This is a genomic window from Mesorhizobium sp. M7A.F.Ca.MR.148.00.0.0, from assembly GCF_003997735.1.
In the GTDB taxonomy this organism is placed as follows: Bacteria; Pseudomonadota; Alphaproteobacteria; order Rhizobiales; family Rhizobiaceae; genus Mesorhizobium.
Window position 1 is genome coordinate 43,469 of sequence record NZ_RZTB01000008.1, and the last position, 20,717, is coordinate 64,185.

The window sequence follows — 20,717 nt, forward strand, 5'->3', positions numbered from 1 at the left end:
AGTAGGATGGATGGGCCGTCTGCTTTTCATGGTGGCGCTCGCTTGTGTAGCGTACCGCATCTACACGGAAACTGCAGGATCTGCTCGGCATGCGCCGCAGGATGACGATGAGGCGCTGCGCAAGCAATCAGCGGCCCTGGGCGTCGACCCGTCTCACTGACGGAGTGGAAACCTAGGTAATCCGGCCGGCCGAGTTATCAGCCGGCCGGATGGCAGCCTTACTCGGCTGCCTGCAGGTTGATCTTGCTTTCCGCCATTTCGGTGAGCTTGCGATCGGTCGCCTGTTCTTCCTTCAGGTTCTTGGCCAGAACATTGGCGCAGTCCGTGCGGCCGAGTTGCTTGGCCCAGGCGATGAGCGTGCCGTAGCGGGTCATCTCATAGTGTTCGACGGCCTGCGCCGAAGCAATCAGCGCCGCGTCGAGAACCTCCTTGTCATCGACGTCACCGCTCACATCGTCGGCCTCCTCGAGAATACCGTCGATTGCCGGACAGTTGACCTCCTTGGCCTTGACGCCATGCAATTCAAACACCTGTTCGACGCGCTCTATATGGCCTCTGGTCTGGTCGAGGTGTTTTTCAAATCCGGCTTTCAATTGCGGGTCGGTCGCCTTGTCGATCATCTTCGGCAGCGCCTTCTCGATCTGCTTTTCGGCGTAATAGATGTCGCGCAGCGTGTGCACGAAGAGATCGTCGAGTGTCTTGATGTCCTTCGAAAAGAAGCCCATGGCCTTACCTTTCATTGCGCTCGGTGTGGATTTCGGCGACGGGGTTTGCACGCCGCCAGCAAAGACGGGACGGTTCCCGGCTTGTCTGGTCAACGTACCGGCACCGAAGGAGTTCCTGATTTCCGAGGGCGAACCGCCCCTTCTCCAGACCTGCGATCCGGTCGGTGGGGAGCCTTTGTCTCGATCACACGTTCTAGCCGCAGGGCAACCGGAACGAGAAGGGTCGGCGGAATGTATTTCATTGCATTGGCGGCAGACTATGACGGCACGCTGGCTCATGATGGGATCGTCGCCAAGAAGACGCTCGCCGCGCTTGAGCGGTTCAAGAAAAGCGGCCGCAAGCTGGTTCTCGTCACCGGGCGTGAACTGCCCGATCTCAAGCGCGTCTTTCCCGAGCTTAGCCTCTTCGACAAGGTCGTCGCTGAGAATGGCGCGATGATCTACACGCCGGCCAGCGAGGAAGAACGGGTGATCGCCCCATCGCCCGAGCCCAAATTCGTCGCCAGATTGAAGCGGCAGGGCGTCAAGCCGCTTTCGGTCGGGCGATCGATCGTCGCGACTTGGGAACCTCATCAGGCGACCGTGCTCGATATCATCAAGAAGATGGGTCTCGAACTGGAAATCATCTTCAACAAGGGCGCGGTGATGATCCTGCCGAGCGGCATCAACAAAGCCACCGGGCTCGCTGCGGCCCTTCAGGACCTTCGACTTTCGCCGCACAACGTCGTCGGCGTCGGCGATGCCGAGAACGACCACGCGTTCCTGCAGGCCTGTGGCTGCAGCGCCGCCGTCGACAATGCAATTCCGGCGGTCAAGGATACAGCCGACCTGGTCATGCGTGGCGCCCGCGGCAAGGGCGTGGAGCAATTAATCGCAAAGCTGATAAAGCGTGATCACGCGATAGTGCCGAAGCGCCATGACGGCATCGTTCTTGGATCGTCTGGCGGCGATGATGTCTACCTGTCGCCGAGCGACACGATCCTCATTGCCGGGAGTTCCGGCATTGGCAAATCCACCTTGGCCACCGCGCTGACGGAACGCTTCGTCGAAAGTGGTTTTCAGTTCTGCGTCTTCGATCCCGAAGGCGACTATGACGGCCTCGAAGGCGCCGTTCGCCTGGGAGACGGCTCAAGCGCGCCGACAAAGGCGCAGGTGCTGGATCTGATCGCCAAGGCCGACAGCAACATTGTCGTCAATGGATTGGCCCTGCGCGTCGACGAGAGGCCGGATTTCTTTGCCGACCTGCTGCCTGGCCTGAGCAGTTTCCGCCGGCGCACCGCGAGACCGCACTGGCTCGTCATCGATGAAGCGCACCATCTTCTGCCCAAGCGGCGCGACGATACGCGGGCGGTCCTGTCATTGGAATTGCCGGGCACAATCCTGATCACCGTTCACCCCGAGGCGATCTCGACAGACGCCTTGCGCCTTGTCACAGCCATCATTGCGCTTGGCCCCAAGGCGAAGGACGTGGTGAAGGTCTTCTGCAAGGAAACTGGCATTGAGCCGCCAAAGGACATTCCAACGCCCAAAGGCGCGCGCGTGCTGTTCTGGCGGCCGCAGTCGGGCAAGAAAGTCAAGACGGTCAAGGTGGTTGAACCACGTCAGTCACTCAAGCGGCACAGCCGGAAATATGCCGAAGGCCAACTCGACGAAGCCGGCAGCTTCTATTTCCATGGCCCTGACAATGCGATGAACCTCAGGGCTCACAATCTGATGATCTTCGCTCAGATCGCCGAGGGGATAGACGACAAGACCTGGGAGTTTCATTTGCGCACCGGCGACTATTCCAAATGGTTCCGGCATCAGATCAGGGACAAGGACCTGGCGCGCGAAACCGCCGAGGCGGAAGAGGACAAGACCCTGTCGGCGCAGGATAGCCGCAAGCGGGTGCTTGACGCTGTACGCCGCCGTTACACGGCTCCGGCCACAGCCCCGGAGTGACACTCGAGAGCCAAGGCGATTAAGCTATCGCTGCATGCGAAAACTTTTTCAGTCGGACAACGCCGCCACCGCGACAATTTCAACGACGATGTCGGCTTGCGCAAGCGCTGCAACCCCGATCACCCTCCGAGGGCGGCGGGTTGTTATGGCTGCAGTGCTCGGGCAATGCTCGGCAAAGAACTCGTCCAGTACGTCGAGACGAAATTGGGTGAACTTAGAACGCCGCCATCGGGAAATGGCCCCTTGATGAAGAAGGTCAGCCGGATGAGATAGTCGAGCGCGCTGCCGAGTTCTTCCAGATCTGATTTGATGTTCGCCAAAATTGCGCGCCACTGTGCCGCCGCATCGCCAGGGAAGCCCCCTCCTCTCTTTCCGGCAGGATCGTAATTTTTCGGCGGTTGCCGTATTTCCGCAGAGGTAGACCAATCCCTTTGCTCCGGTGACGACCGTGCTTTTTCCCCACGGCATCAACCTGCCGTTTTTGAATTTCCTATGGGTTACGAGTTCCATGCTCCGTCCAGAGCTCTCGGTCGTCAGCCTATCAAATCATCTATTCTGATCGGCAGATTGCGAATGCGCTTGCCGGTGGCATGATAGACGGCACTCGCCACGGCAGCAGCCGTTCCGACATTGCCGAGTTCGCCCAAGCCCTTGACGCCGGCAGGATTGACCTGGTGGTCGATTTCGGGGACCAGGATAACGTCGACCTGTTTGATGTCGGCGTTGACCGGCACGAGATAGTCCTGCAGGTCGCGATTGACGTAGCGCGCGTGTCGCTGATCGATTTCCGTGGCCTCGTGCAACGCTTGGCCGATGCCCCAGATCATGCCACCCATCAGCTGGCTGCGCGCGGTGCGCGTGTTCATGATGCGCCCGGCAGCGAAGGCTCCGACAATGCGCGGCACCCGGATTTCGCGTGTATAGCTGTTGATGCGCACTTCGACGAACTCGGCGCCAAAGGCATATTTGACCGAATCTTCGTCGTTCTCTCCACCATGAAACTCCGATTGTCCGGCATAGAGTTTGCTGAGGGCTTCAGGCGAAGAACCCTTCGGCGCAAACTCGGCATATTCTTCGATGGCGCCGACCTGCATGGCCTTGAACACATCGGCCAGCTTGGCGGACTTGCCGGTCTCGGTAACGACCTCTTCGTCCTTCAAGTCCAGCTTCGCATTGGCCGAACCTGCCAGCGGAGCCCCCTTGCCCGCAGCGGCGGCAAACAGTTTTTCGCGTATCGCGTCGCAGGCTTTCATGACTGCGGAGCAGACGCTGGCGGTCGAGATCGATCCGCCCGACACGGGAGCCGGCGGCAAGGCACTGTCGCCCATCTCGACGCTGATCTTGTCCATGCCGACCCCCAGCCTTTCGGCCGCCATCTGGCCGGCGATGGTGCGAACGCCGGTGCCGATTTCATGCGAGCCGCACTGGACCCGAACCTCGCCATCGGCGGTGAGACGAACCCGGGCCGCGCAAGGCGCGGCGGCTGTCGGATAGATTGCCGTCGCACAGCCCATCCCGACCAGCCAATCGCCGTCGCGCATCGAGCCGACCCTGGGATCGCGTTTCGACCAGCCAAAGACCTCCGACGCCTGATCATAGCACTTGATGAGCGAGCGGCTGGAAAATGGCTTGCCTCCGATCGGCTCCTTCTCCGGTTCATTGATGCGACGAAACTCGACAGGATCCATGCCGAGGGCCACGGCCATTTCGTCCATGGCGTTTTCCAGCGCGTAGACATAAGGCGTCTCCGGCGGCGATCGCATGTAGCCAGGCGTGTTGCGGTCGGCATGAACCAGCGAAACATGCGTCAGAACGGAGCCGTAATTGTACATGCGCGCGGTGGCGGACGTGCCGCCGACGACATAAGGGTCAGGGCGTGACGTCACCTCCCAGGCCTCATGTCCGAACGCCGTGATGCGGCCGTCCTTGCCGGCGCCCATGCGGATCCGATGCCGCGTTTCGGCTCGATAGGTCTGCGTACCGAAGGCTTGCATGCGATTGACGACGCAGCGAACCGGCCGGCCGATGCGCCGCGCCGCGACGGCAACGATCGCAGTGCGTGCCGTCATCGGCCCCTTGGAGCCGAAGGCGCCGCCGATATAGGGACTGACGATCCGCACATTGGCCGGATCGAGCTTCAGTTGGCGTGCCAGTTCCACCTTCCAGCCCGTAACATTCTGGCTGGGCTCGTGGATCGTCAACTGGTCGCCCTGCCATATGGCCGTGGTCGAAAACAGCTCGATCGGATTATGATGTTGGGTCGGCGTCGAATATTTTTCGTCGATCTTCACCGTCGCATCCGCCCAAGCGGCGTCGAAGTCACCGGCCTTCGCATCCTCCTTGAACATCGGGCTTTTGCCGGCAGCCGGTTCCATCTTCACGCCCTTGGAATCAAAGCTGGCGCTGGGCCGTTCGTCCTCGTAGTCGGCGCGGATCAACATCGCTGCCTCCTCCGCCGCCTCGAAGCTTTCGGCGACCACCAGAGCGATGATCTGACCATCGTGAAAAACCGTCTTGTCGTGCAAAGGCCCAATCGAACTTGCGCCGGTGTTGCCGAATTTCGGCATGTCGGTCTTGTCCAGATCGCCATAGGTGACGATGTCCAGCACACCGGGTACGGCCCTGGCGTCTTTCGTGTGAAGTTCGGAAACCTTGCCCCGGGCAATGCTGCTGGTGGCAAGGGCACCGTAGGCGACGTTGGCCGTGACGATGTCGGCGGGATAGCCGGCCTGTCCGGTAACTTTTAGCCGGGCGTCAATGCGAACAACGGGATCGCCCTGGTTTTCCCTTGGAGCGGGTGCAGCTTGGTTCATGGCTCAGCCCTTCATATCCCGGGTTTCGAGCAGCGCCCGCACCAGCGTGCGCTTGCCGAGCGATATCTTGAATGCGTTATGCTCGCGCGGTCTGGCATCGGCGAAAGCAGCCTCTGCGGCCTCCTGCGCCGTGGCTTCGTCAAGCACTTTGCCCTGTAGCGCGTCCTCTGCTTCGCGCGCACGCCACGGCACCGTCGCCACTCCGCCGAGCGCAATGCGCGCACTCCTTACCGTCTCGCCATCCATGTCGAGCGCGACAGCCGCGGACGCCAGCGCAAACGCGTAGGACTCGCGATCGCGTATCTTCAGATAGCGCGACCGGCTGCTCCACCGTGCGAGCGGCACTTCGATGGCGGTAATGAGCTCGTCGGCGGCCAGATCCGTCTCGATGTCGGGCGTCTCGCCCGGCCGTCTATGCAGTTTGGCAAAAGTGAGCGTGCGCCTTCCCCGCGAACCTTCGACATCGACGGTGGCGTCCAGCGCAACCAGCGCCTGCGCGAAATCACCATGATACGTGGCAATGCAGGCATCGCTCGTACCCAGCACGGCATGCTGGCGATTGGACCCTTCCATCGCAGCGCAGCCGGAGCCCGGTTCGCGCTTGTTGCACGGCCAAGATATCTCTCGAAAATACTCGCAGCGCGTACGTTGCAGCACATTGCCGCCCAGGCTCGCCATGTTGCGAAGCTGACCGCTGGCAGCGAATTTCAGGCTGTCGGCGAGGACCGGGCAACGGCGCCTGACATCATTGTTGTCTGCTGCTTCACCCATACGGACCAGCGCACCAAACCGGATCTTATCATCGTCTATCCTGATCTGCCGCAAGGCCGGCTCGGCAAGAGTGTTGAGGTCGAGCAGTCGCTCCGGCCGCGCGACACCGAGCTTCATGTAGTCGGCCAGATTGGTGCCGCCGGCGATGAACTGCGTGTCGGCACCGGTTGGCGGAACATGCACGGTATCGGGACGGGACGCCATGGCGATTGCCGCGGAGACGCTGGTTGGTCTTTCATATACGAATGGGCGCATCCTAAGCCCTCCTGGTCTCGTCGCGTGCCTGGACGATCGCCGCAACGATGTTGGGATAGGCCGCGCAGCGACATAGATTGCCGCTCATATATTCGCGAATATCGTCTTCCGACCCAGCATGGCCTTCGTTGATGCAACCGATGGCGGACATGATCTGACCCGGTGTGCAATAGCCGCATTGAAAGGCATCGTGGTCGACGAAGGCCTGCTGGACCGGATGCAATTCCCCTTCCGCCGAAGCCAGGCCTTCCACCGTTGTGATCTCTCGGCCCTGGTTCATGACGGCAAAGCTCAGGCAGGACAGTACCCGCTTTCCGTCGATCAGCACCGTGCAGGCACCACACTGACCGTGATCGCAACCTTTCTTGGTGCCGGTCAGGCCGACATGGTCGCGCAGCGCGTCAAGCAGGCTGGTTCGATTGTCGAGCGCGAGGTTGTAGGTCTGCTTGTTGATACGCATCGAAACCGCCGACAAATCGCGCGGTTCGGCCGGTTTTGCGGACGCGGGCTGGGCAGCTCTCGTCGGGGAATTTACAAGCGGCATCACCGCCGCCGCCGAAACAGAGGCCGTCATGAACATGCGTCTGCTCAGGCCACTGGAAATCTTGGCATCGGACATGGCTGGCTCCGGGCTGGCTGGGTCTCAAGCGACCCAAACCACTCGCGGAGGGCAAAGTTCCCTCCTCACGAGCCTGTGATCCTCTGTCGGCGGGATCGACGCAATCGGAACCTCCCCGGTCAAGCGATGGTTGTGTGCCAACAGCGGGAAGGAGGCGATCATGAGCGATAGTCGGCATGGCAAGGACGGTGACAATGGACCCGTATTCTCTGCGGAGCAGGCGAGACAAGGCGATATCATCCTGCGAACGCGCACGCGTCGGGTCGTCTTCATAGCCGGCTTGGTCGGCGTCGTGATCCTGGCCCTCGTCGTGAGGTTGGCAATCGGCTGAACCAATCCCCCTCGCCTTGCTGCTGCACTCTCCCCGGCCCGAAAGGCGCTAGCTTGCGCGGCGCGGCGGTGTTTGGCCATGCATCGCGATGCGCCATTGGCTACGCGACTCCTGTTGGAACCAGCGCGTCGAGTCGACGTTCAGCCGTTATTCAACAGGAGGAACAGGCCATGCCACGAGGCGAGAAATCGAAATACACTGACAAGCAGGAGCGCAAAGCCGACCACATTGCCGAAGGCTATGAGAAGCGCGGGGTTTCTGACAAGGAGGCAGAGCGGCGCGCATGGGCTACCGTCAACAAGGACGATGGCGGCGGCAAGAACGAAGGCGGTTCCGGCCGTGGCAAACACTCGGGCCATCCAGCGGCGCACAAAGGCGGCAAAAGCGGCGGCAAGGCATCGGCATCACGGTCTGCCGCAAGCCGATCGGAATCGGCAAGGAAAGCTGCGGCGACCCGCAAGCGCAATGCGGAACACCGCGCCCATTGATCTGAGGACGGCACTGAATGCGGCGGGAGCACAGGGATGAAATCGCAGCTCGTCAATGAGATCGGCGGACAACGGACATTCGTCGCGGTGCTCGACCCAGGCGAAGAAGCGTTCGCGGCACTGACCGCCTTCGCGGTCGAGCAGGAGATCGGCAGCGCCTCCTTGACCGCCATAGGGGCTTTCGAGAAAGCCACGGTGGGCTGGTTTGATCCGGCCTCGAAGACCTACCGCAAAATCCCTGTCGACGAACAGTGCGAGGTTCTGAGCGCGATCGGCGATATCGCACTGGGTGACGACGATAAGCCCAGCCTGCACGTTCATGCGGTGCTTGGATTGAGTGACGGCACCACTCGGGGTGGACATCTGCTTGACGGCATCGTTCGGCCAACGCTCGAAATCACCCTGGTGGAAGCACCCGGTCATCTGCGTCGCAGCAAGCGTCCGGAGCTCGGTGTCGCACTCATCGATCTTGACGATTGATCTCCAGCCCCTCCACCCGTGCTCACGCTTTCTCGTTCCGCTCAGCTGATGCTGTGTCCGGCGCAGCTTCCCAGCCAAACACGCTGCGCCCGCCAAGCAGATGCGACTGGTCGAATTCTCCCGCGACAATTTCCTTCAGGCTGGGGCCGGTCACGTATCGCTCGACTTGCCGTGACTGATCGTCGAGCCGCTTCAAGGCACCGATTTCTTCATCGCGACCGAGCTTTGCCTTCTGCACGGCCGACTTCAGAACCCCGATCGTCTCGTCATAGACCTTCAGCGGTACCGGAAATGGATGCCTGTCCTTGCCGCCATGCGCCAGCGAGAAGCGGCCGGGATCGGAAAACCGGCAAGGCGCGCCATGCACCACCTCGGCAACGAGGGCCAGCGCGCGCACCGTGCGCGCGCCGACGCCGGGGACCAGAAGGAGCTCGGCGAAATCGGTGGGACCGCGGTCCGCGGCGGCTGCGATATTGCCGTGAAGACGATGCATGACGACATCGCTTTCGCGAACGTCATGATGGGCCGGCATGACCAAATGCGGCAGCAGCGGCTGCTCCGGTTCCCGCCGACGCGTCGGCTCCGCGCAACGCTCCAATGCTGCAAACTCGCCCAGGATGCGATCGGGTCCGAGGTCTTGCAAAAGGTTCAGTTGCCCTTGGCGCGACGCGTCGGCGCGCCTGTCGGTCAGGTTGACGATCTCACCTTGATGGACGCCCTCTATGGCGGCATGCGGCTGGTCGACAAAACTCTTGAGGCCCTCGGAGAGCCAATGGTAGCGGCGCGCCACCTTGCTGTCACCGTTCATGCCTTGCTGCACCACGACCCAGCGACCGTCATCGGTGACGATGAAACCATGCAGGTAAAGATCGAAACCGTCCTGGACCGCGGCGCTGTCGACCTTGGCGACAAGCCGGCTGACGGTGGCCAGGCCCGCCCCGTCGAAGCCGACGCGTTGGCCGATGGCCTCCAGCTCATGCGGGGTTTTGCGCGAATGCGCGCCGCGACCACCGCAGACATGAATGCCGAGCTCGCCGGAGAGCGGCGTGAGGCCACGCTTCAAAGCGCCCACGACGCTGGTCGTGATCCCCGACGAGTGCCAATCCATGCCCATGACAGCACCAAAGGACTGGAACCAGAATGGATGCGCCAGCCGCCGCAGCAGCTCGTCTCGACCATAGTGATGAATGATCGCCTCGCACATCACAGCGCCAAGACGCGTCATGCGGTCGCCGAGCCATTTCGGCACGCGCCCGCCATGGAGTGGAAGATCAGCACTTCCCGATCGTTGCGTCACGTCTGCTACCTGTTCTGGTGTCCGTCATTCTCTTAACAGATAGGCAGCCCAACCGCGCAAGGAAGCATGGACACTTCCACCCGGGCCGGGTTAGCGGACGTCAAGTCCAGTTCGAGAGAACCGTTTCCATCTCAACCGTCTCGACCTGCTGCGCGAAACGTTGGTGGTAAACGGTCAGCAGTGCATCATGGGTTGCGTCGGAAGAACTGCACAGCGCGTCCGTGACGAGAACCACGCGATAGCCGAAATCGATGGCGCCGAGCACGGTGGCGAGAACGCAAACATCTGTTTCGCCACCGGTAATGACCAACGTATCGATGCCGCGCTCCACCAGAAGGGCTCTGAGGCGCCCTTCGAACCAGGGCGAGTAGATGTGCTTGTCGATGATCGCCGCTGGCGGGCAGTAGCCGGCTAAAGACGGCAACAGTTCGGTCATTTCGGGCCCGATCGTCTCGATCGTCAGGGAAGCCCAGCGCTCATAATAGCGCTTCCATGTGCCGACGCCCTGCCCCGGCTTTTCGGCTGGCAGGAAGCGTGTAAAGACCGTCTGTGGCGCGCGTCTTTCGACCAGCCTCTCGATCTGCGGGAGAACCCGGGTGATCCAGGGCGTTGCCCATTGAGACGGCTCGGCAAACAGCCGCTGCATATCCACGCAGACATGCATGCATCGATCGCCGAGAGGTCCGTATGCCAGCCCCGGCATCGACATCAGCGCTTCTCCGACCGACGATGCATTTCCCTGTTTCCTCCCTTTGTCGGCAAAGACACGCAACGCCGCGCGCAAGCACTGGTTCCTGAGATAGCCACAGGAACCGACGCAAATGGCTGGCGTTTCCGCTGAGATGAATGGAGGTGCTCGCATGAGACCGCGCGATGGACGTTGGAGCCGCAAGTCAGCCGGGGCGCCAAAATGGAACTGAGCGGAGGATGTCTCTGCGGCACGATTCGCTTCCGCGTTGGAAGCGAACCGAGAGTGCATTATTGCCATTGTGATATGTGCCGGCGAACGACCGGCAGTGCGTTCGCGGTTCTGGCCTGGGTGCCTTCCCAAAGCGTGACCTGGACCAATGCGACGCCGACCTATCGCAGATCTTCACCGATTGCCCGGAGGGGCTTCTGCTCCGCCTGCGGATCGCCGCTCAGCCTTGCCTATGACGCATCGCCCGGAGAGATCGCGCTGCATGTCGGAACGTTCGACGATCCGGCTCGCCTGGAGCCGCGCTACAATTATGGATCGAGGCAGCGACTTGGCTGGGTTTGCTGCGGAATAGACCTGCCGCACCACGATACCGAGGAGCGATGGTAAAACCATGTCTGAAGGGCAAGCCAGATGAGCATCTTTTACCGGGCGGCCAAGATTGCCGAAGAGGTCCACGCAGCACAGCGCGACAAGACCGGGCGACCGTATATCGAGCACTGCCGCCGGGTCGTCGACGCGGTCGAAACCAGGGACCAGAAGGTCGTCGCCTATCTCCATGACGTCGTGGAAAAGGGCGAAGGCTGGAACCGGACCAGGTTGGACGAGGCCGGTTTTGGCCCGACGATCGCTTCGGCCGTCGACGCCATGTCGCGCAGGGATGGCGAGGACTACTTCGCGTTCGTGCGACGAGCGGCATCGAATCCACTGGCGCTGCCGGTGAAGCGCGCGGATCTGGCGGACAATATCTGGCAGGCCCGACAGGTCGGGGCATCGACTATCAAATATGAGGAGGCACTACGCATCCTTTATGACGAGTTTCCGCGCCGTCAGCACCAGCCTTGAATTCAGATCGCCCCGCTGCGAACGGGCAATCTACTCCGGGACGTGGGGCGTGTGCCGTCTGTCCTCCGCGGGCTCAGCATCGATGCGCGCCTTTTCCGGATCGAATGCACCATGACGTGCAATGGGCCGCGCCGCGGTTTCAGGCGTCTCGTATGCCCACATGAAATCGTCAGCCGAGCTGCCCACCGCATGGACGCGCCAGTAGCTCGCGGTGCCTTTCGAAGGGGAGCGGCTGGTGGTGTTCGTCTTTTCGAAAAGGTCGAAATAGATGTCTTCGAAAGGGATGTAGAACACGGGCTCATGTCCTTCTTCCTGAAGCATTTTCGCCCGTTCCGTAGCAGCGACTATGGCGTCGGAAAATCGTACCGTCACCGTGCCGACAAACGGTTCTATGGCCAGCTGGCCAGCATGGTGTGCTGAGATTGCGTCTGAAGCTTGCATTCAAATTCTCCCTGGCTGCCGATTGATTGCGAGGCCGCATTTCGGTTCGTCATGCATGGAGACGAAATGCGCGGCGATGCGTCAGGTTCCGGCCTGTATTATGAGGTCGGATGACGACCTCACTTCAGCGCTTGCCATGGCTGTCGAGAAACGCAGCCAACAATCGCGAAACCTGATCAGAAGCCTCACGCGTCGGGAAGTGTCCGATGCCATCCAGCACCACGCGCCTGTAGAACGCGGTGAAATGCTCTTCGAGCCCCTCTGAGGACTGGGCAAACACAACGCGGTCGGCGCCACCATGAAGCGTCAGGATCGGCACCGTGATGATCTTGACCGCTGCTTGCCGGCGTTCGGCATAGCGTGGATCGGGCTCGGCCTCTTCCCATCGGACCCGATAGGAATGCAACGTCACTTCCGCCCAGTCAGGATTTTCGAACGAACTCGCGACACCATCGAAAATAGCGTCGTCGAACCAGCCTGATGGACCCCAGCTGTCCCACTGGTATCTGGCGAATTCCTTGCCGTTGTTTCGTACGAACTCGGCGCCCCGTGCCGTCGCCATGAACCATTGATACCAAAATGCTTTCGCTTGTCCGGGCGCCGGCGTTGCTGGTTTGCCTGGTTGCCAGCCGAGCGACAGCGCAGCACAGCACTTGATGCGGTCCGGGAAAACCGACGCGAGCAGATAGGATATCCGGGCGCCCCAATCGTGTCCGACGACTGCAAAGCGGCTGAGGCCAAGCGCATCGGCAAAATCCAGCACATCCTGCGCCATCGCGGCAATCTCGCCCGAGCGCATGATTTCTTTTGACAGGAACGATGTCGGCCCGAAGCCTCGCAACCAAGGCGAAAAGGTCCGGAAGCCAGCTTCATGAAGGACCGGCGAAATCCGAGCGTATGTCGTCGCGTCGTCGGGCCAGCCATGCAGCAGGATAACCGGGGCGCCGTCCTGCGGTCCACCATCGAGATAGGCGACGCGCAGCAGAGGTGTGTCGCAATGTGAGACGGAGTTCATTGGCTCTGAGGCGCAATAGCTGGCTCTGGCCTGGCGGCATGGTCAACCTGTGGGTTCTTGTTGATGGTGCCGGTGTTGGCTTTCATCGGCTCGATATTGTTGTCGCAGGCGCCGAGCGTAAGGCCAGCGGCCAGGGCCAGGAGTGAAAAGAACCTCTTCATCGAAACCTCCTCTGGTTGCTGTCCGGCAAACGAGGTTCCACCAATTTGGTTGCCTGATCGTCCTCTCAAGACGCCACGGCATCTGACGATCAACGCTTCAAGCTATTGGAATCGGCTGCAACTGTCGGATCAGGCAAAACCGGGCCACGTTCAGTCTCCGAACCCTCAGCCTCGATCTCCTGCACGGCCTGGTCCCAGTGCTCCTGCTCGCGGCCAGCCGGCCGGCCCTCTTGTTCCCAGATTTCATGGGCTCGCCGTTTGATCTTTTCTTCCCTGCTGTCCATGGCCAGATCCTCCAATTCGTCAGTCTCAATTCCGGGCCATATTTTTTGTTCCTCCTCTGTCGGGAACAGCCGCTGCCGGAGCCGCGATTTCGGGGAAGGCGCTTGTGGATTGCGTGGGACGAAACCGCTTGGTAATTTTCGTACTGATATTTTTTCGTGACACACCGATGCCCGCAGCTTTATGAATTAGGCTATCGGCCAGCGCCGAGCACGTCCCTCTCCGATCCCACTGCCCGGCGCTCAATGCCTGATCGCCCGCCGCACCGATATGGCGGGCTGTTGCTTCGATTGGAGGTGACGCCCATGCGGGAATTGCCGAAAGACATCGACGCCGATGTGGTCATCGAAATCAGCAAGCTGCTGGACGACAGCCCGCTTTTCGTCCCGGTGCGGGTCCATGAACTTGCGGCCAGGGTGAGGCAGAGGGTGAAGACCGGCCTGCCGGATCTTTCGATCGAGGAACTGATCGTGGAGATGGCCTCCGTACGTCAGCTGGCCATGGCCTTCGATCTGCCTGGATCGGAGAATGTCGTGCAAATCCCGGTGCGGTATAGCCGCTAGCACCGCGGCATCACACGCTCCATCCGGAGGTCAGGACAAGCGATGCCTCAAACATCTGCGCACCGATCTCATCGCGTACTTTGACGGTTACCTTGACGAAATCGCAGTCGGGCATTTCGTCTTGGGCAACATCCTGCAAATACGAATTGCTTCCGCTCTGGCTTGTTCCCGGGATTCGAACAGCTGCCCGTTATCATCGGGTATCGCGCCGTCACCGTTTTGAAGATCGAAATAGTACCGCTTCATTTTCGGGCCACGCTGGAAACATCTGGCGGGTCAATGTTTTCGCTTTATTGGTGGTTCCTGCCCGCTCGGCGGCCGTGCTGGTGAAGACGTGGTCGTTCAACGCACCGCAGCGCGAAGCGCCGATAGGAAAAGCATAAGCAACGCCAAGGCGTTGAGGCCGGCGGCGATGGCATGCGAATACTCCCATTGGCGCCGCAGCAGCTCCCAGTTTTCAGGCAGGACAGTCCAGTTCCGGGTCGCCTGATTGATTGGATAGGTCAGCGTCCAGAAGGCAAATTGCGTGGCGCCGATGCTGAGAAAGGCGACAACAACCAAGCCGAAAGAGGCACTCGCTCGGTAGAGCAGGATCGCCAGGGCGGCCGTAGAGAGCAATGCTCCCAGCACTACGATGGCGAACAGGCTCCATCCATCATAGGCGCGTTGCGCAGCCAGATAGTTCGGCCCGTCGACCTTCATCTTGTTGAACATCGTGAAGAAATGCGCGGCGGCCGGAACGAAAGCCAATACAACGAAAATGAAGCTGACCACTCTCAGACTATAAATTGCCATATCCGGTCTCCTCTCAGGAGAGAGCTAGGGCAATCGGCAGAGTTGAAAAGGTCTTTTTAGCGGCGGCTTTCGCCCGCGATCGTATGATCTCAAGCGAGGTCGTTTTTTAGCCCTCACTCAACTATCTCGGAACATTTTTTTTGGGTGCTGGTTCTACGCCCTGAAGGGACGAACCTTACCCAGGGAGATTTCCCCATGAAACATGTTCTCATTACCAGCATGCTGGCGATCGGGCTCGGCTGTGGAACGGCGATGGCTCAGACACAACAGCCCGAAAGCCAGTCTGGCGCAGACGCCAATTGCGCTTCCGGGCAGGCTGACTGCCAGGGCGGTTCCAAGATGGGCGAGCAGGCTCAGGGCAAGGCCAAGCTGAAGACCGATAAGCAGGCTCAGGGCAAGGCCGGCACAACCGATCAGCAGGCCCAGGACAAGACCAAGCTGAAGACTGACGAGCAGGCTCAGGGCAAGGCCGGCACCACCGCCGACCAGCAGGCTCAGGACAAGGCCAAGACGCAAACCGACGAGCAGGCTCAAGGCAAGGCCGGCACCACCACCGACCAGCAGGCTCAGGACAAGGCCAAGACGCAAACCGACGAGCAGGCCCAGGGCAAGGCCTCGACACCGGACACGACGTCGACCGGTTCCATCAACAACGTGACGGTGGAGCAGAAGACGCAGGTCACTCAGATCATCCGGGAGACGAAGGTCGAGCCTGTGTCCAACGTCGATTTTGACATCACCGTCGGCGTCGAAGTTCCGCGGCAAAAGGTCAGGCTGCATCGTTTGCCGGCTCGTATCGTCAAGATCGTTCCCGCTTACGAAAGCTACGAGTATTTCGTGCTTGCGGACGGCCGGATCGTGATCGTTGATCCGGATACGTTCAAGATCGTCCTGATTTTGACCTGATATGTCCGAGCAGTGGTCCGCCCTCCAGAGGGCGGACCGCCATTGCTGGGCTGCTATGGATTCAAAGCGACCCGCAAAAGGGACTGCAAGCGGCAGGTGATACACCCTGCCACCGCATCGCCAGGGCTAGAGACGCCCGAGCACGACCAGGATAATGACTATAAGCAGCAGAAGACCGAGGCCGCCGCCGCCGTAATAGCCGGTGCCGTAGAATGGCCCGCCGCCAAGCCCACTAAAACCGCCAAGCAATGCGATAATCAGAATGATGATAAGAATTGTGCCGAGACCCATGACTTGCTCTCCTGTTTGCGGCTTCGCGCCTTAGACGGAGCGGCGGTCGCCGGCTGATGTGATTATGAACTCGCTACAAGCCTTCCTGTTCCCGACTGAGACCGCATCGACGCTGCCAGGTTCAAGGATGTCAGGCGAACAAAGGTCACCCCGAGACGCCCAAGTAGCCCCGGTCTTTCAGCAATCCAGCGAGATGGGCGGCGTTTGATGCTGCCATTTCGATCGCACCCGAGACTTTTTCCGGAGTCGTCGGCAGATCGACATAGTTGACCTCCTGCATGGCCTCGCCGACCCAGTAGACCCCGCCATTGGCCGGGATGGTGAAGCCAACATCGTTCAGTGCCTGAAAGCATTCCGCGTGGCAGTGATGCGCACCGTCCTCATTGCCGACGATGGCCACCAAGGCCACCTTTCCTGCTGCCGGCATGCGCCCTTTGTCATCGGTCTCCTCGAGAAACGCATCCATCCGCTCCAGGACGCGCTTGGCCACACTCGAGGGCTGACCAAGCCAGATCGGGAGGCCGAGTACGAAAATGTCGGCCCCCAGTATTTTTTCTCTGAGTTTCGGCCAATCGTCGCCCTCGCCCATGTCGGAGAGCACGCCGGGCTTGATATCGTGACTGAGCGCACGCACGATCTCGCCCTTCACCTCGTATTGCATCAGCGCCGCCAGGACATCGGCGAGCAACCGATCGGTGGAGGATTTTTCTCTGTCGTTCGAAGCTTTGAGCGAGCAATTAAGTGCGAAGGCCGTGAGCGGCATGTGAATCTCCCTGCATTGTCCTAATTGCAATCGCCCCGACTTCTTCACGACAGCCCATGCGGGATCGCCCGGCATTTCAACGCCAGGATTGAATGCTTGTTCCGTAGCCGGGCCAGCAGAGAGAGTGGCCCCCTCCCCCACTTGATGACGGTCCAGCCGGCTCAGAGCGGGCTGGCTCTTGAGCACTGACCACCGCTGGAGAACAGGCGGCGGTGAGCGACGCCGGCGGAAACCGGGGCGGGCAACCTATTTGACCGCTCGTCGTTTTCTCCTGAATTCCTGAGAATGGATAGACGATGCTCGTCCAGACCCTCGAAGCAGGCGATATGCAGCTGGCTGTATCCATGGCCGGCGATCCAGGTCGACCGGCCTTGATCCTTCTGCACGGCTGGCCCCATTCCCGGAAAATCTATGATGGTGTGATCGATGAACTCGGCACGCGATACTTTACGCTGGCTTTCGATCTTCCGGAGATCGGTGGATCGCGTGGCACTCCGCCGTCGGCGGAAAAGAAGGTTCTTATGCTCCTGCGGAGTTAGCGCAATGTCCGCAAGGTGATCGAATATCGATGCAGGTCAACTGGCGGAATGCTGTGCTCCCATTCCGTGCGCGATCGTCCAGTCATGAGATACGCCGACCTTGGTTCGACGACGATGGTCCGGCGATCCCACTTGGCGCCATTCTTCCGCCGGAGCCGGAAGCTGCAAGGCGCCAGCAACGAAACACCCGCAACGTCTTCGAAATGAGGCTTGTCTCGATGCCAGCCGATGCCGGCGCCGGGACGGTATTCATTGATCAACACTTGCGCGAAGGCCTCGGCGGGCTTGCCTGCCAACGCCGCGATCTGGTCGCGCAGGGCCAACAGGAAGTCAGGGATCGGCGGGGCCTCGACTACCTGGCGCCTATCGTAGTCGTAGCGCAGGCCAAAACCCACGACGCGCCGGTTTGCCAGATGGCCATGGAAATCGAACGCCTCGAAAGGCAGGCCTTCGAGATGCCGGGCGAGTTCGGTTTCTTCTTGCGCGGTGATAAGATCAGGCTGGTAGAGGAAGCCTTCCGGCAGGTCGTCGGCAGCACCAAAGAGATCGTGCTGGAGCCCGGATGAGCCGGAGCCGAGTGTTTTCGATTTGGGTGCCGCCATCCCAGCTAGATGGTGAAGGCCAGCCCGCCTGGCAATATCGGAACCGAGCCAGCATCTGCACCCCACCCTGTGGACATCACCGCATCGGACAAAGCCTGCCAATCCGGAGATTATCGGGGTGACGGTATTCTACTCAGGATTTCGCGGGCATGCCTTGAATGCGACCGAGGGGGTTGCATGCATGTACGTACGGTTCTTACCAAACCGCGAGCCTTCGTTGCCAGTTGATTGTCAGCAACTAGATTGGCAACGCGGCATCCCCAAAACATGCCGCGGTGGCCGGCGCGGGTTTGGGCAACGGTGTCTCACCGGCATCATCGCGTCGGCCACTCGAAATGTCTTCTTGGCGGTTCAGTGGCGGAGAAGCCTCTGTTGGCCTCGGCCCTCAAGCGAGTGGCCGCTCCTGCCTCGCGGGATGCTTCGAGCCCAAATCTCCGATAAGCCGGCGGTACTGGGTTTCGGGTGGGCCGTAAGAGTCTCGAGCCAACTTCATGAGACCATCTCGATCGCGGATCGTGATCTCTCCGCGGCGCGCCCGGATATAGCCGTAACTCTCGATCATCTGGAGACCCACGGTAACCCCCGGACGCCTGACACCAAGCATGATGGACAGAAATTCATGGGTTATTATAAGCCTGTCGCCGACAGTGCGGTCGCTGCACATCAAAAGCCATCTCGCCAGCCGGACTTCCAGGCTCTGCCGTGCGTTGATCGATGCCGTATAGCTTGTCTGAACATGGAAATATTGGACATAGCGTAACAGGAATGGCCGCAATGTAGGGCTGTCCTCCAGGGCTTCGACGAAGCGGGCAGCCTCGATCCGGAGCGCCTCGCATGTCGACTGGACGTAGCAATCAAAGTTCGCCTGGTCGTCCCCCATGATCAGGGCCGAGCCGGTCATTCCTTCGAACCCGATGATTCCGACTTCCGCTTCGGTCTCTGCGGAAGTCTTGGCCACCACCGACGCCAGTCCACTTTCCAGAAAATAGACGGCTTCGATCTTCTGCCCCTCGGTCTCCAGCGGCGCGCGCAACTCCAGGAAAACGCTCGCCAGATGCGGCTTCAGCCGCGCGAAATCCTCCGCGCTCATGCGGCGAAGCAATTCGCTCTTGGCTTGCAGTATCTGGTAATCCACGAGACTCTTTTCCCTTGGGCAAGAGCACTGGGATCTCTTAGCCGGCCGCGCCCGTCTAACGAGCGGACGGTAACGAACCATAGACCTCGTCTCGCGCAGCACTAGACGGGCCGGCGCGTTGGTATGAAACCGACAGTTACTGCTGAAGACTCGAAGGCCTTGTTGGCTGACCATCTTTCGCCAGCAAACGAGCCTCCCGCAGGATAGAGGCGCGATCGAACCCGAGGAGCGATATGATATCACGTATCTGCTGTTCAGTGGCGCCTGTATCCCGCGCAAGCGCGGTTATCGCGACTACTGGCAGACCGGGGTGCTCGGGCTCCTTCGCCATGCAACGCCATGCCTCGCGATGGGCAAGAGCGATGGTCACTCCCAAGCGTCAGCGCCCAATTGTGCTGCTGACGATTGCCCTTTGTGTACGCTTCCGTACAGAGCTTTGCGAGTCAATTCGGCCAAGGCTGATTTGAGGGTTCTTGCGCCCTTGCGTCGTCCGTCCGTCGCCCCGAAATTCTTCGGAACGATTGCCCGGCTGAGAGGTTCAAATATTCCACCCAACAGGAGTCTCGAACGATGGATCACACCAACCACGTACGCCTCACAAGCACCGAACTGACGCCAGACATTCTCGAAGACGCCACAATTTACGACGCGGACGACAACAAGGTCGGCAGCGTTTCGCACGTCCACGGCTCTGGAGCCGCCAGTCAGGTCGTCATCGATGTCGGCGGCTTTCTCGGCATAGGTGCCAAGCCGGTGGCCGTTCCCGCGAGCCAGTTGGAATTCATGCGCGATGAAGACGGCGACGTTCACGCGGTGACGAACTGGACCAAGGATCAGCTCAAGAGCATGCCCGAGCATCACGATGCATGATTTCGAGGACTTCACCTTGAACGGGAGCGGCCGCTTGGCCGCTCTCTGAACGTCCCTTGGGCGCGACAGGATGGACAGACGATGCGGCGCGAGACCGGAGCCTGCTTCTGCGGAGGGATCGCCGCAGCCATGGACGGAGAGCCTTTCTGGATATGCTACGATCACGACGACGATTGCCGCCGGGCCATCGGAAGTCCGATGACAATCTGGGTCGGTTACCGGCCTGAGCAATTTCAGCTTCTTAGAGGGACACCGAAGGCCTTTTCCAAAACGCCAGGCGTCACCCGCACGTTCTGCCCGGACTGTGGAAGCTCGATAGGCTATAGCGACGAAGGTTTGCCGGACGAGTTCTACGTGACGGTCGGTTTTCTTGACAAACCTGAAGGTTTTCAGCCGCAAGCCCATGCCTATTGGGATCTGAGGCTACCGTACATCGAGTTTGATGACAGCCTGCCACGCATCGACCGATATTCGAGGAAGCGCGACCCGAAGTTGGGCAACCCGCGCGACCGGTAGTCGCGGTGCAAGGCGCGAGGGCATCGGCGGAACCTGACGATCGCTAACGGGTTATTCGGGCAGACCCGTCGGGTGCCACCATGCCATCGACCGTGATCCGAAACGCACAAAACGACCCCGCCACCAGGATCCTCTCGGTCTGGTTTGTTCCGAGCGGCAAACGTTACGACTATGAGGATGTTGCTCCGGTAACTTATGCCGCTTTCACCAAAGCTTCCTCAAAAGGCCGCTTCTTCAATGAATTCATCCGAGATCGCCATCGGTATCGCCGCGTGGCGTGACAAGTTCGGACATGAGCAGACGATGCACGGAACCTGACCCGCATCGTCTCGTTGACGTCTCGTCGAAGCAAACCA

Annotated in this window: 29 protein-coding genes; 13 read left to right on the forward strand and 16 right to left on the reverse strand. The window is 60.4% G+C overall.

Annotation, left to right across the window (positions count from 1 at the left end):
- The first annotated feature begins 10 nt into the window (after positions 1-10).
- Positions 11-160, forward strand: a complete 150-nt coding sequence (locus EOB49_RS04990) for a hypothetical protein (RefSeq protein ID WP_127380336.1) — start codon at positions 11-13, stop codon at positions 158-160.
- A gap of 58 nt (positions 161-218) precedes the next feature.
- Here the strand turns inward: EOB49_RS04990 and EOB49_RS04995 are convergent, their stop codons facing one another.
- Positions 219-725, reverse strand: coding sequence for a ferritin-like domain-containing protein (locus EOB49_RS04995; protein WP_127320809.1), 507 nt, complete (start codon positions 723-725; stop codon positions 219-221).
- A gap of 231 nt (positions 726-956) precedes the next feature.
- Between EOB49_RS04995 and EOB49_RS05000 the strand changes: the two genes are divergently transcribed.
- Positions 957-2,666 (forward strand): HAD-IIB family hydrolase, encoded by a 1,710-nt coding sequence (locus EOB49_RS05000; RefSeq protein ID WP_127272262.1) that lies wholly within the window; start codon positions 957-959, stop codon positions 2,664-2,666.
- Positions 2,667-2,714: 48 nt separating this feature from the next.
- Here EOB49_RS05000 and EOB49_RS05005 read toward each other — a convergent pair whose 3' ends face one another.
- Genes EOB49_RS05005 through EOB49_RS05020 form a run of 4 tightly spaced genes read right to left on the reverse strand, consistent with a single transcriptional unit; the run spans position 2,715 to position 7,124 of the window.
- Positions 2,715-3,176 carry a RidA family protein gene (locus EOB49_RS05005; protein ID WP_245472500.1) on the reverse strand — a complete coding sequence of 154 codons (462 nt, stop codon included), beginning with the start codon at positions 3,174-3,176 and terminating at the stop codon, positions 2,715-2,717.
- A gap of 23 nt (positions 3,177-3,199) precedes the next feature.
- Entirely contained in the window at positions 3,200-5,479 is a 2,280-nt protein-coding gene (locus tag EOB49_RS05010; RefSeq protein WP_127380337.1) for a xanthine dehydrogenase family protein molybdopterin-binding subunit, read from the reverse strand.
- Positions 5,480-5,482: 3 nt separating this feature from the next.
- Positions 5,483-6,505 carry a xanthine dehydrogenase family protein subunit M gene (locus tag EOB49_RS05015; protein WP_127380338.1) on the reverse strand — a complete coding sequence of 341 codons (1,023 nt, stop codon included), beginning with the start codon at positions 6,503-6,505 and terminating at the stop codon, positions 5,483-5,485.
- Between the two features lies 1 nt (position 6,506).
- On the reverse strand, positions 6,507-7,124 hold the full coding sequence (locus EOB49_RS05020; RefSeq protein WP_127380339.1) for a (2Fe-2S)-binding protein: 618 nt from the start codon (positions 7,122-7,124) through the stop codon (positions 6,507-6,509).
- Between the two features lie 160 nt (positions 7,125-7,284).
- On the opposite strand from EOB49_RS05020, the gene EOB49_RS05025 reads away from it, so the two are divergent.
- The 3 genes from EOB49_RS05025 to EOB49_RS05035 all read left to right on the forward strand — a co-directional run bounded on the left by EOB49_RS05025 (position 7,285) and on the right by EOB49_RS05035 (position 8,423).
- Positions 7,285-7,455 (forward strand): hypothetical protein, encoded by a 171-nt coding sequence (locus EOB49_RS05025; RefSeq protein WP_127380340.1) that lies wholly within the window; start codon positions 7,285-7,287, stop codon positions 7,453-7,455.
- Positions 7,456-7,625: 170 nt separating this feature from the next.
- A complete protein-coding gene (locus EOB49_RS05030; RefSeq protein WP_127380381.1) occupies positions 7,626-7,943 on the forward strand; it encodes a plasmid stabilization protein in 318 nt (105 codons plus the stop codon).
- A 36-nt stretch (positions 7,944-7,979) separates the two neighbouring features.
- Positions 7,980-8,423, forward strand: a complete 444-nt coding sequence (locus tag EOB49_RS05035) for a PPC domain-containing DNA-binding protein (protein WP_127380341.1) — start codon at positions 7,980-7,982, stop codon at positions 8,421-8,423.
- 22 nt (positions 8,424-8,445) lie between these two features.
- Here EOB49_RS05035 and EOB49_RS05040 read toward each other — a convergent pair whose 3' ends face one another.
- Together EOB49_RS05040 and EOB49_RS05045 are read right to left on the reverse strand one after the other, a co-directional pair.
- Positions 8,446-9,720 (reverse strand): DUF763 domain-containing protein, encoded by a 1,275-nt coding sequence (locus tag EOB49_RS05040; RefSeq protein ID WP_127380342.1) that lies wholly within the window; start codon positions 9,718-9,720, stop codon positions 8,446-8,448.
- 100 nt (positions 9,721-9,820) lie between these two features.
- The gene (locus EOB49_RS05045) at positions 9,821-10,429 is read right to left on the reverse strand and encodes a cysteine hydrolase (RefSeq protein ID WP_127267549.1); all 609 of its coding nucleotides are present in this window, start codon (positions 10,427-10,429) and stop codon (positions 9,821-9,823) included.
- 201 nt (positions 10,430-10,630) lie between these two features.
- Between EOB49_RS05045 and EOB49_RS05050 the strand changes: the two genes are divergently transcribed.
- Positions 10,631-11,026, forward strand: a complete 396-nt coding sequence (locus EOB49_RS05050; RefSeq protein ID WP_127380382.1) for a GFA family protein — start codon at positions 10,631-10,633, stop codon at positions 11,024-11,026.
- Positions 11,027-11,050: 24 nt separating this feature from the next.
- Complete coding sequence (locus EOB49_RS05055; protein WP_127323294.1) at positions 11,051-11,482, forward strand: HD domain-containing protein; 432 nt, start codon at positions 11,051-11,053, stop codon at positions 11,480-11,482.
- 30 nt (positions 11,483-11,512) lie between these two features.
- Here EOB49_RS05055 and EOB49_RS05060 read toward each other — a convergent pair whose 3' ends face one another.
- The 4 genes from EOB49_RS05060 to EOB49_RS05075 form a co-directional block, all read right to left on the reverse strand.
- Positions 11,513-11,923 carry a DUF427 domain-containing protein gene (locus EOB49_RS05060; protein WP_127380343.1) on the reverse strand — a complete coding sequence of 137 codons (411 nt, stop codon included), beginning with the start codon at positions 11,921-11,923 and terminating at the stop codon, positions 11,513-11,515.
- Between the two features lie 124 nt (positions 11,924-12,047).
- Positions 12,048-12,938 (reverse strand): alpha/beta hydrolase, encoded by an 891-nt coding sequence (locus EOB49_RS05065; protein ID WP_127380344.1) that lies wholly within the window; start codon positions 12,936-12,938, stop codon positions 12,048-12,050.
- Positions 12,935-13,099 (reverse strand): hypothetical protein, encoded by a 165-nt coding sequence (locus EOB49_RS05070; protein WP_127322900.1) that lies wholly within the window; start codon positions 13,097-13,099, stop codon positions 12,935-12,937. Before EOB49_RS05070 ends, EOB49_RS05065 begins: the two co-directional genes overlap by 4 nt.
- Before the next feature lie 89 nt (positions 13,100-13,188).
- Complete coding sequence (locus EOB49_RS05075) at positions 13,189-13,383, reverse strand: DUF2934 domain-containing protein (RefSeq protein ID WP_127267550.1); 195 nt, start codon at positions 13,381-13,383, stop codon at positions 13,189-13,191.
- A gap of 303 nt (positions 13,384-13,686) precedes the next feature.
- Between EOB49_RS05075 and EOB49_RS05080 the strand changes: the two genes are divergently transcribed.
- On the forward strand, positions 13,687-13,944 hold the full coding sequence (locus EOB49_RS05080; protein ID WP_127267547.1) for a hypothetical protein: 258 nt from the start codon (positions 13,687-13,689) through the stop codon (positions 13,942-13,944).
- Positions 13,945-14,286: 342 nt separating this feature from the next.
- On the opposite strand, the gene EOB49_RS05090 is transcribed toward EOB49_RS05080, so the two are convergent.
- A complete protein-coding gene (locus EOB49_RS05090) occupies positions 14,287-14,739 on the reverse strand; it encodes a hypothetical protein (RefSeq protein WP_127380345.1) in 453 nt (150 codons plus the stop codon).
- A gap of 195 nt (positions 14,740-14,934) precedes the next feature.
- Here EOB49_RS05090 and EOB49_RS05095 point away from each other — a divergent pair, with 195 nt between their 5' ends.
- Positions 14,935-15,645 carry a DUF1236 domain-containing protein gene (locus EOB49_RS05095; protein WP_127380346.1) on the forward strand — a complete coding sequence of 237 codons (711 nt, stop codon included), beginning with the start codon at positions 14,935-14,937 and terminating at the stop codon, positions 15,643-15,645.
- 126 nt (positions 15,646-15,771) lie between these two features.
- On the opposite strand, the gene EOB49_RS05100 is transcribed toward EOB49_RS05095, so the two are convergent.
- A complete protein-coding gene (locus EOB49_RS05100; RefSeq protein ID WP_013531546.1) occupies positions 15,772-15,936 on the reverse strand; it encodes a DUF3309 family protein in 165 nt (54 codons plus the stop codon).
- Positions 15,937-16,081: 145 nt separating this feature from the next.
- On the reverse strand, positions 16,082-16,699 hold the full coding sequence (locus EOB49_RS05105; RefSeq protein WP_127320538.1) for an NAD(P)H-dependent oxidoreductase: 618 nt from the start codon (positions 16,697-16,699) through the stop codon (positions 16,082-16,084).
- Between the two features lie 296 nt (positions 16,700-16,995).
- On the opposite strand from EOB49_RS05105, the gene EOB49_RS05110 reads away from it, so the two are divergent.
- Positions 16,996-17,238, forward strand: coding sequence for a hypothetical protein (locus tag EOB49_RS05110; RefSeq protein WP_185928984.1), 243 nt, complete (start codon positions 16,996-16,998; stop codon positions 17,236-17,238).
- Here EOB49_RS05110 and EOB49_RS05115 read toward each other — a convergent pair.
- Both EOB49_RS05115 and EOB49_RS05120 read right to left on the reverse strand, forming a co-directional pair.
- The gene (locus EOB49_RS05115; protein WP_127267416.1) at positions 17,235-17,840 is read right to left on the reverse strand and encodes an alpha-ketoglutarate-dependent dioxygenase AlkB; all 606 of its coding nucleotides are present in this window, start codon (positions 17,838-17,840) and stop codon (positions 17,235-17,237) included. The two genes, EOB49_RS05110 and EOB49_RS05115, sit on opposite strands and share 4 nt — an antisense overlap.
- A 385-nt stretch (positions 17,841-18,225) precedes the next feature.
- On the reverse strand, positions 18,226-18,975 hold the full coding sequence (locus EOB49_RS05120; RefSeq protein WP_127380347.1) for a Crp/Fnr family transcriptional regulator: 750 nt from the start codon (positions 18,973-18,975) through the stop codon (positions 18,226-18,228).
- A 570-nt stretch (positions 18,976-19,545) separates the two neighbouring features.
- Between EOB49_RS05120 and EOB49_RS05130 the strand changes: the two genes are divergently transcribed.
- The 3 genes from EOB49_RS05130 (at position 19,546) to EOB49_RS05140 (ending at position 20,642) form a co-directional block, all read left to right on the forward strand.
- The gene (locus tag EOB49_RS05130; RefSeq protein ID WP_013531539.1) at positions 19,546-19,845 is read left to right on the forward strand and encodes a PRC-barrel domain-containing protein; all 300 of its coding nucleotides are present in this window, start codon (positions 19,546-19,548) and stop codon (positions 19,843-19,845) included.
- Positions 19,846-19,926: 81 nt separating this feature from the next.
- On the forward strand, positions 19,927-20,361 hold the full coding sequence (locus EOB49_RS05135; protein WP_127267420.1) for a GFA family protein: 435 nt from the start codon (positions 19,927-19,929) through the stop codon (positions 20,359-20,361).
- A gap of 80 nt (positions 20,362-20,441) precedes the next feature.
- The gene (locus tag EOB49_RS05140) at positions 20,442-20,642 is read left to right on the forward strand and encodes a KTSC domain-containing protein (protein WP_127380349.1); all 201 of its coding nucleotides are present in this window, start codon (positions 20,442-20,444) and stop codon (positions 20,640-20,642) included.
- The last annotated feature ends 75 nt before the right edge of the window (positions 20,643-20,717 follow it).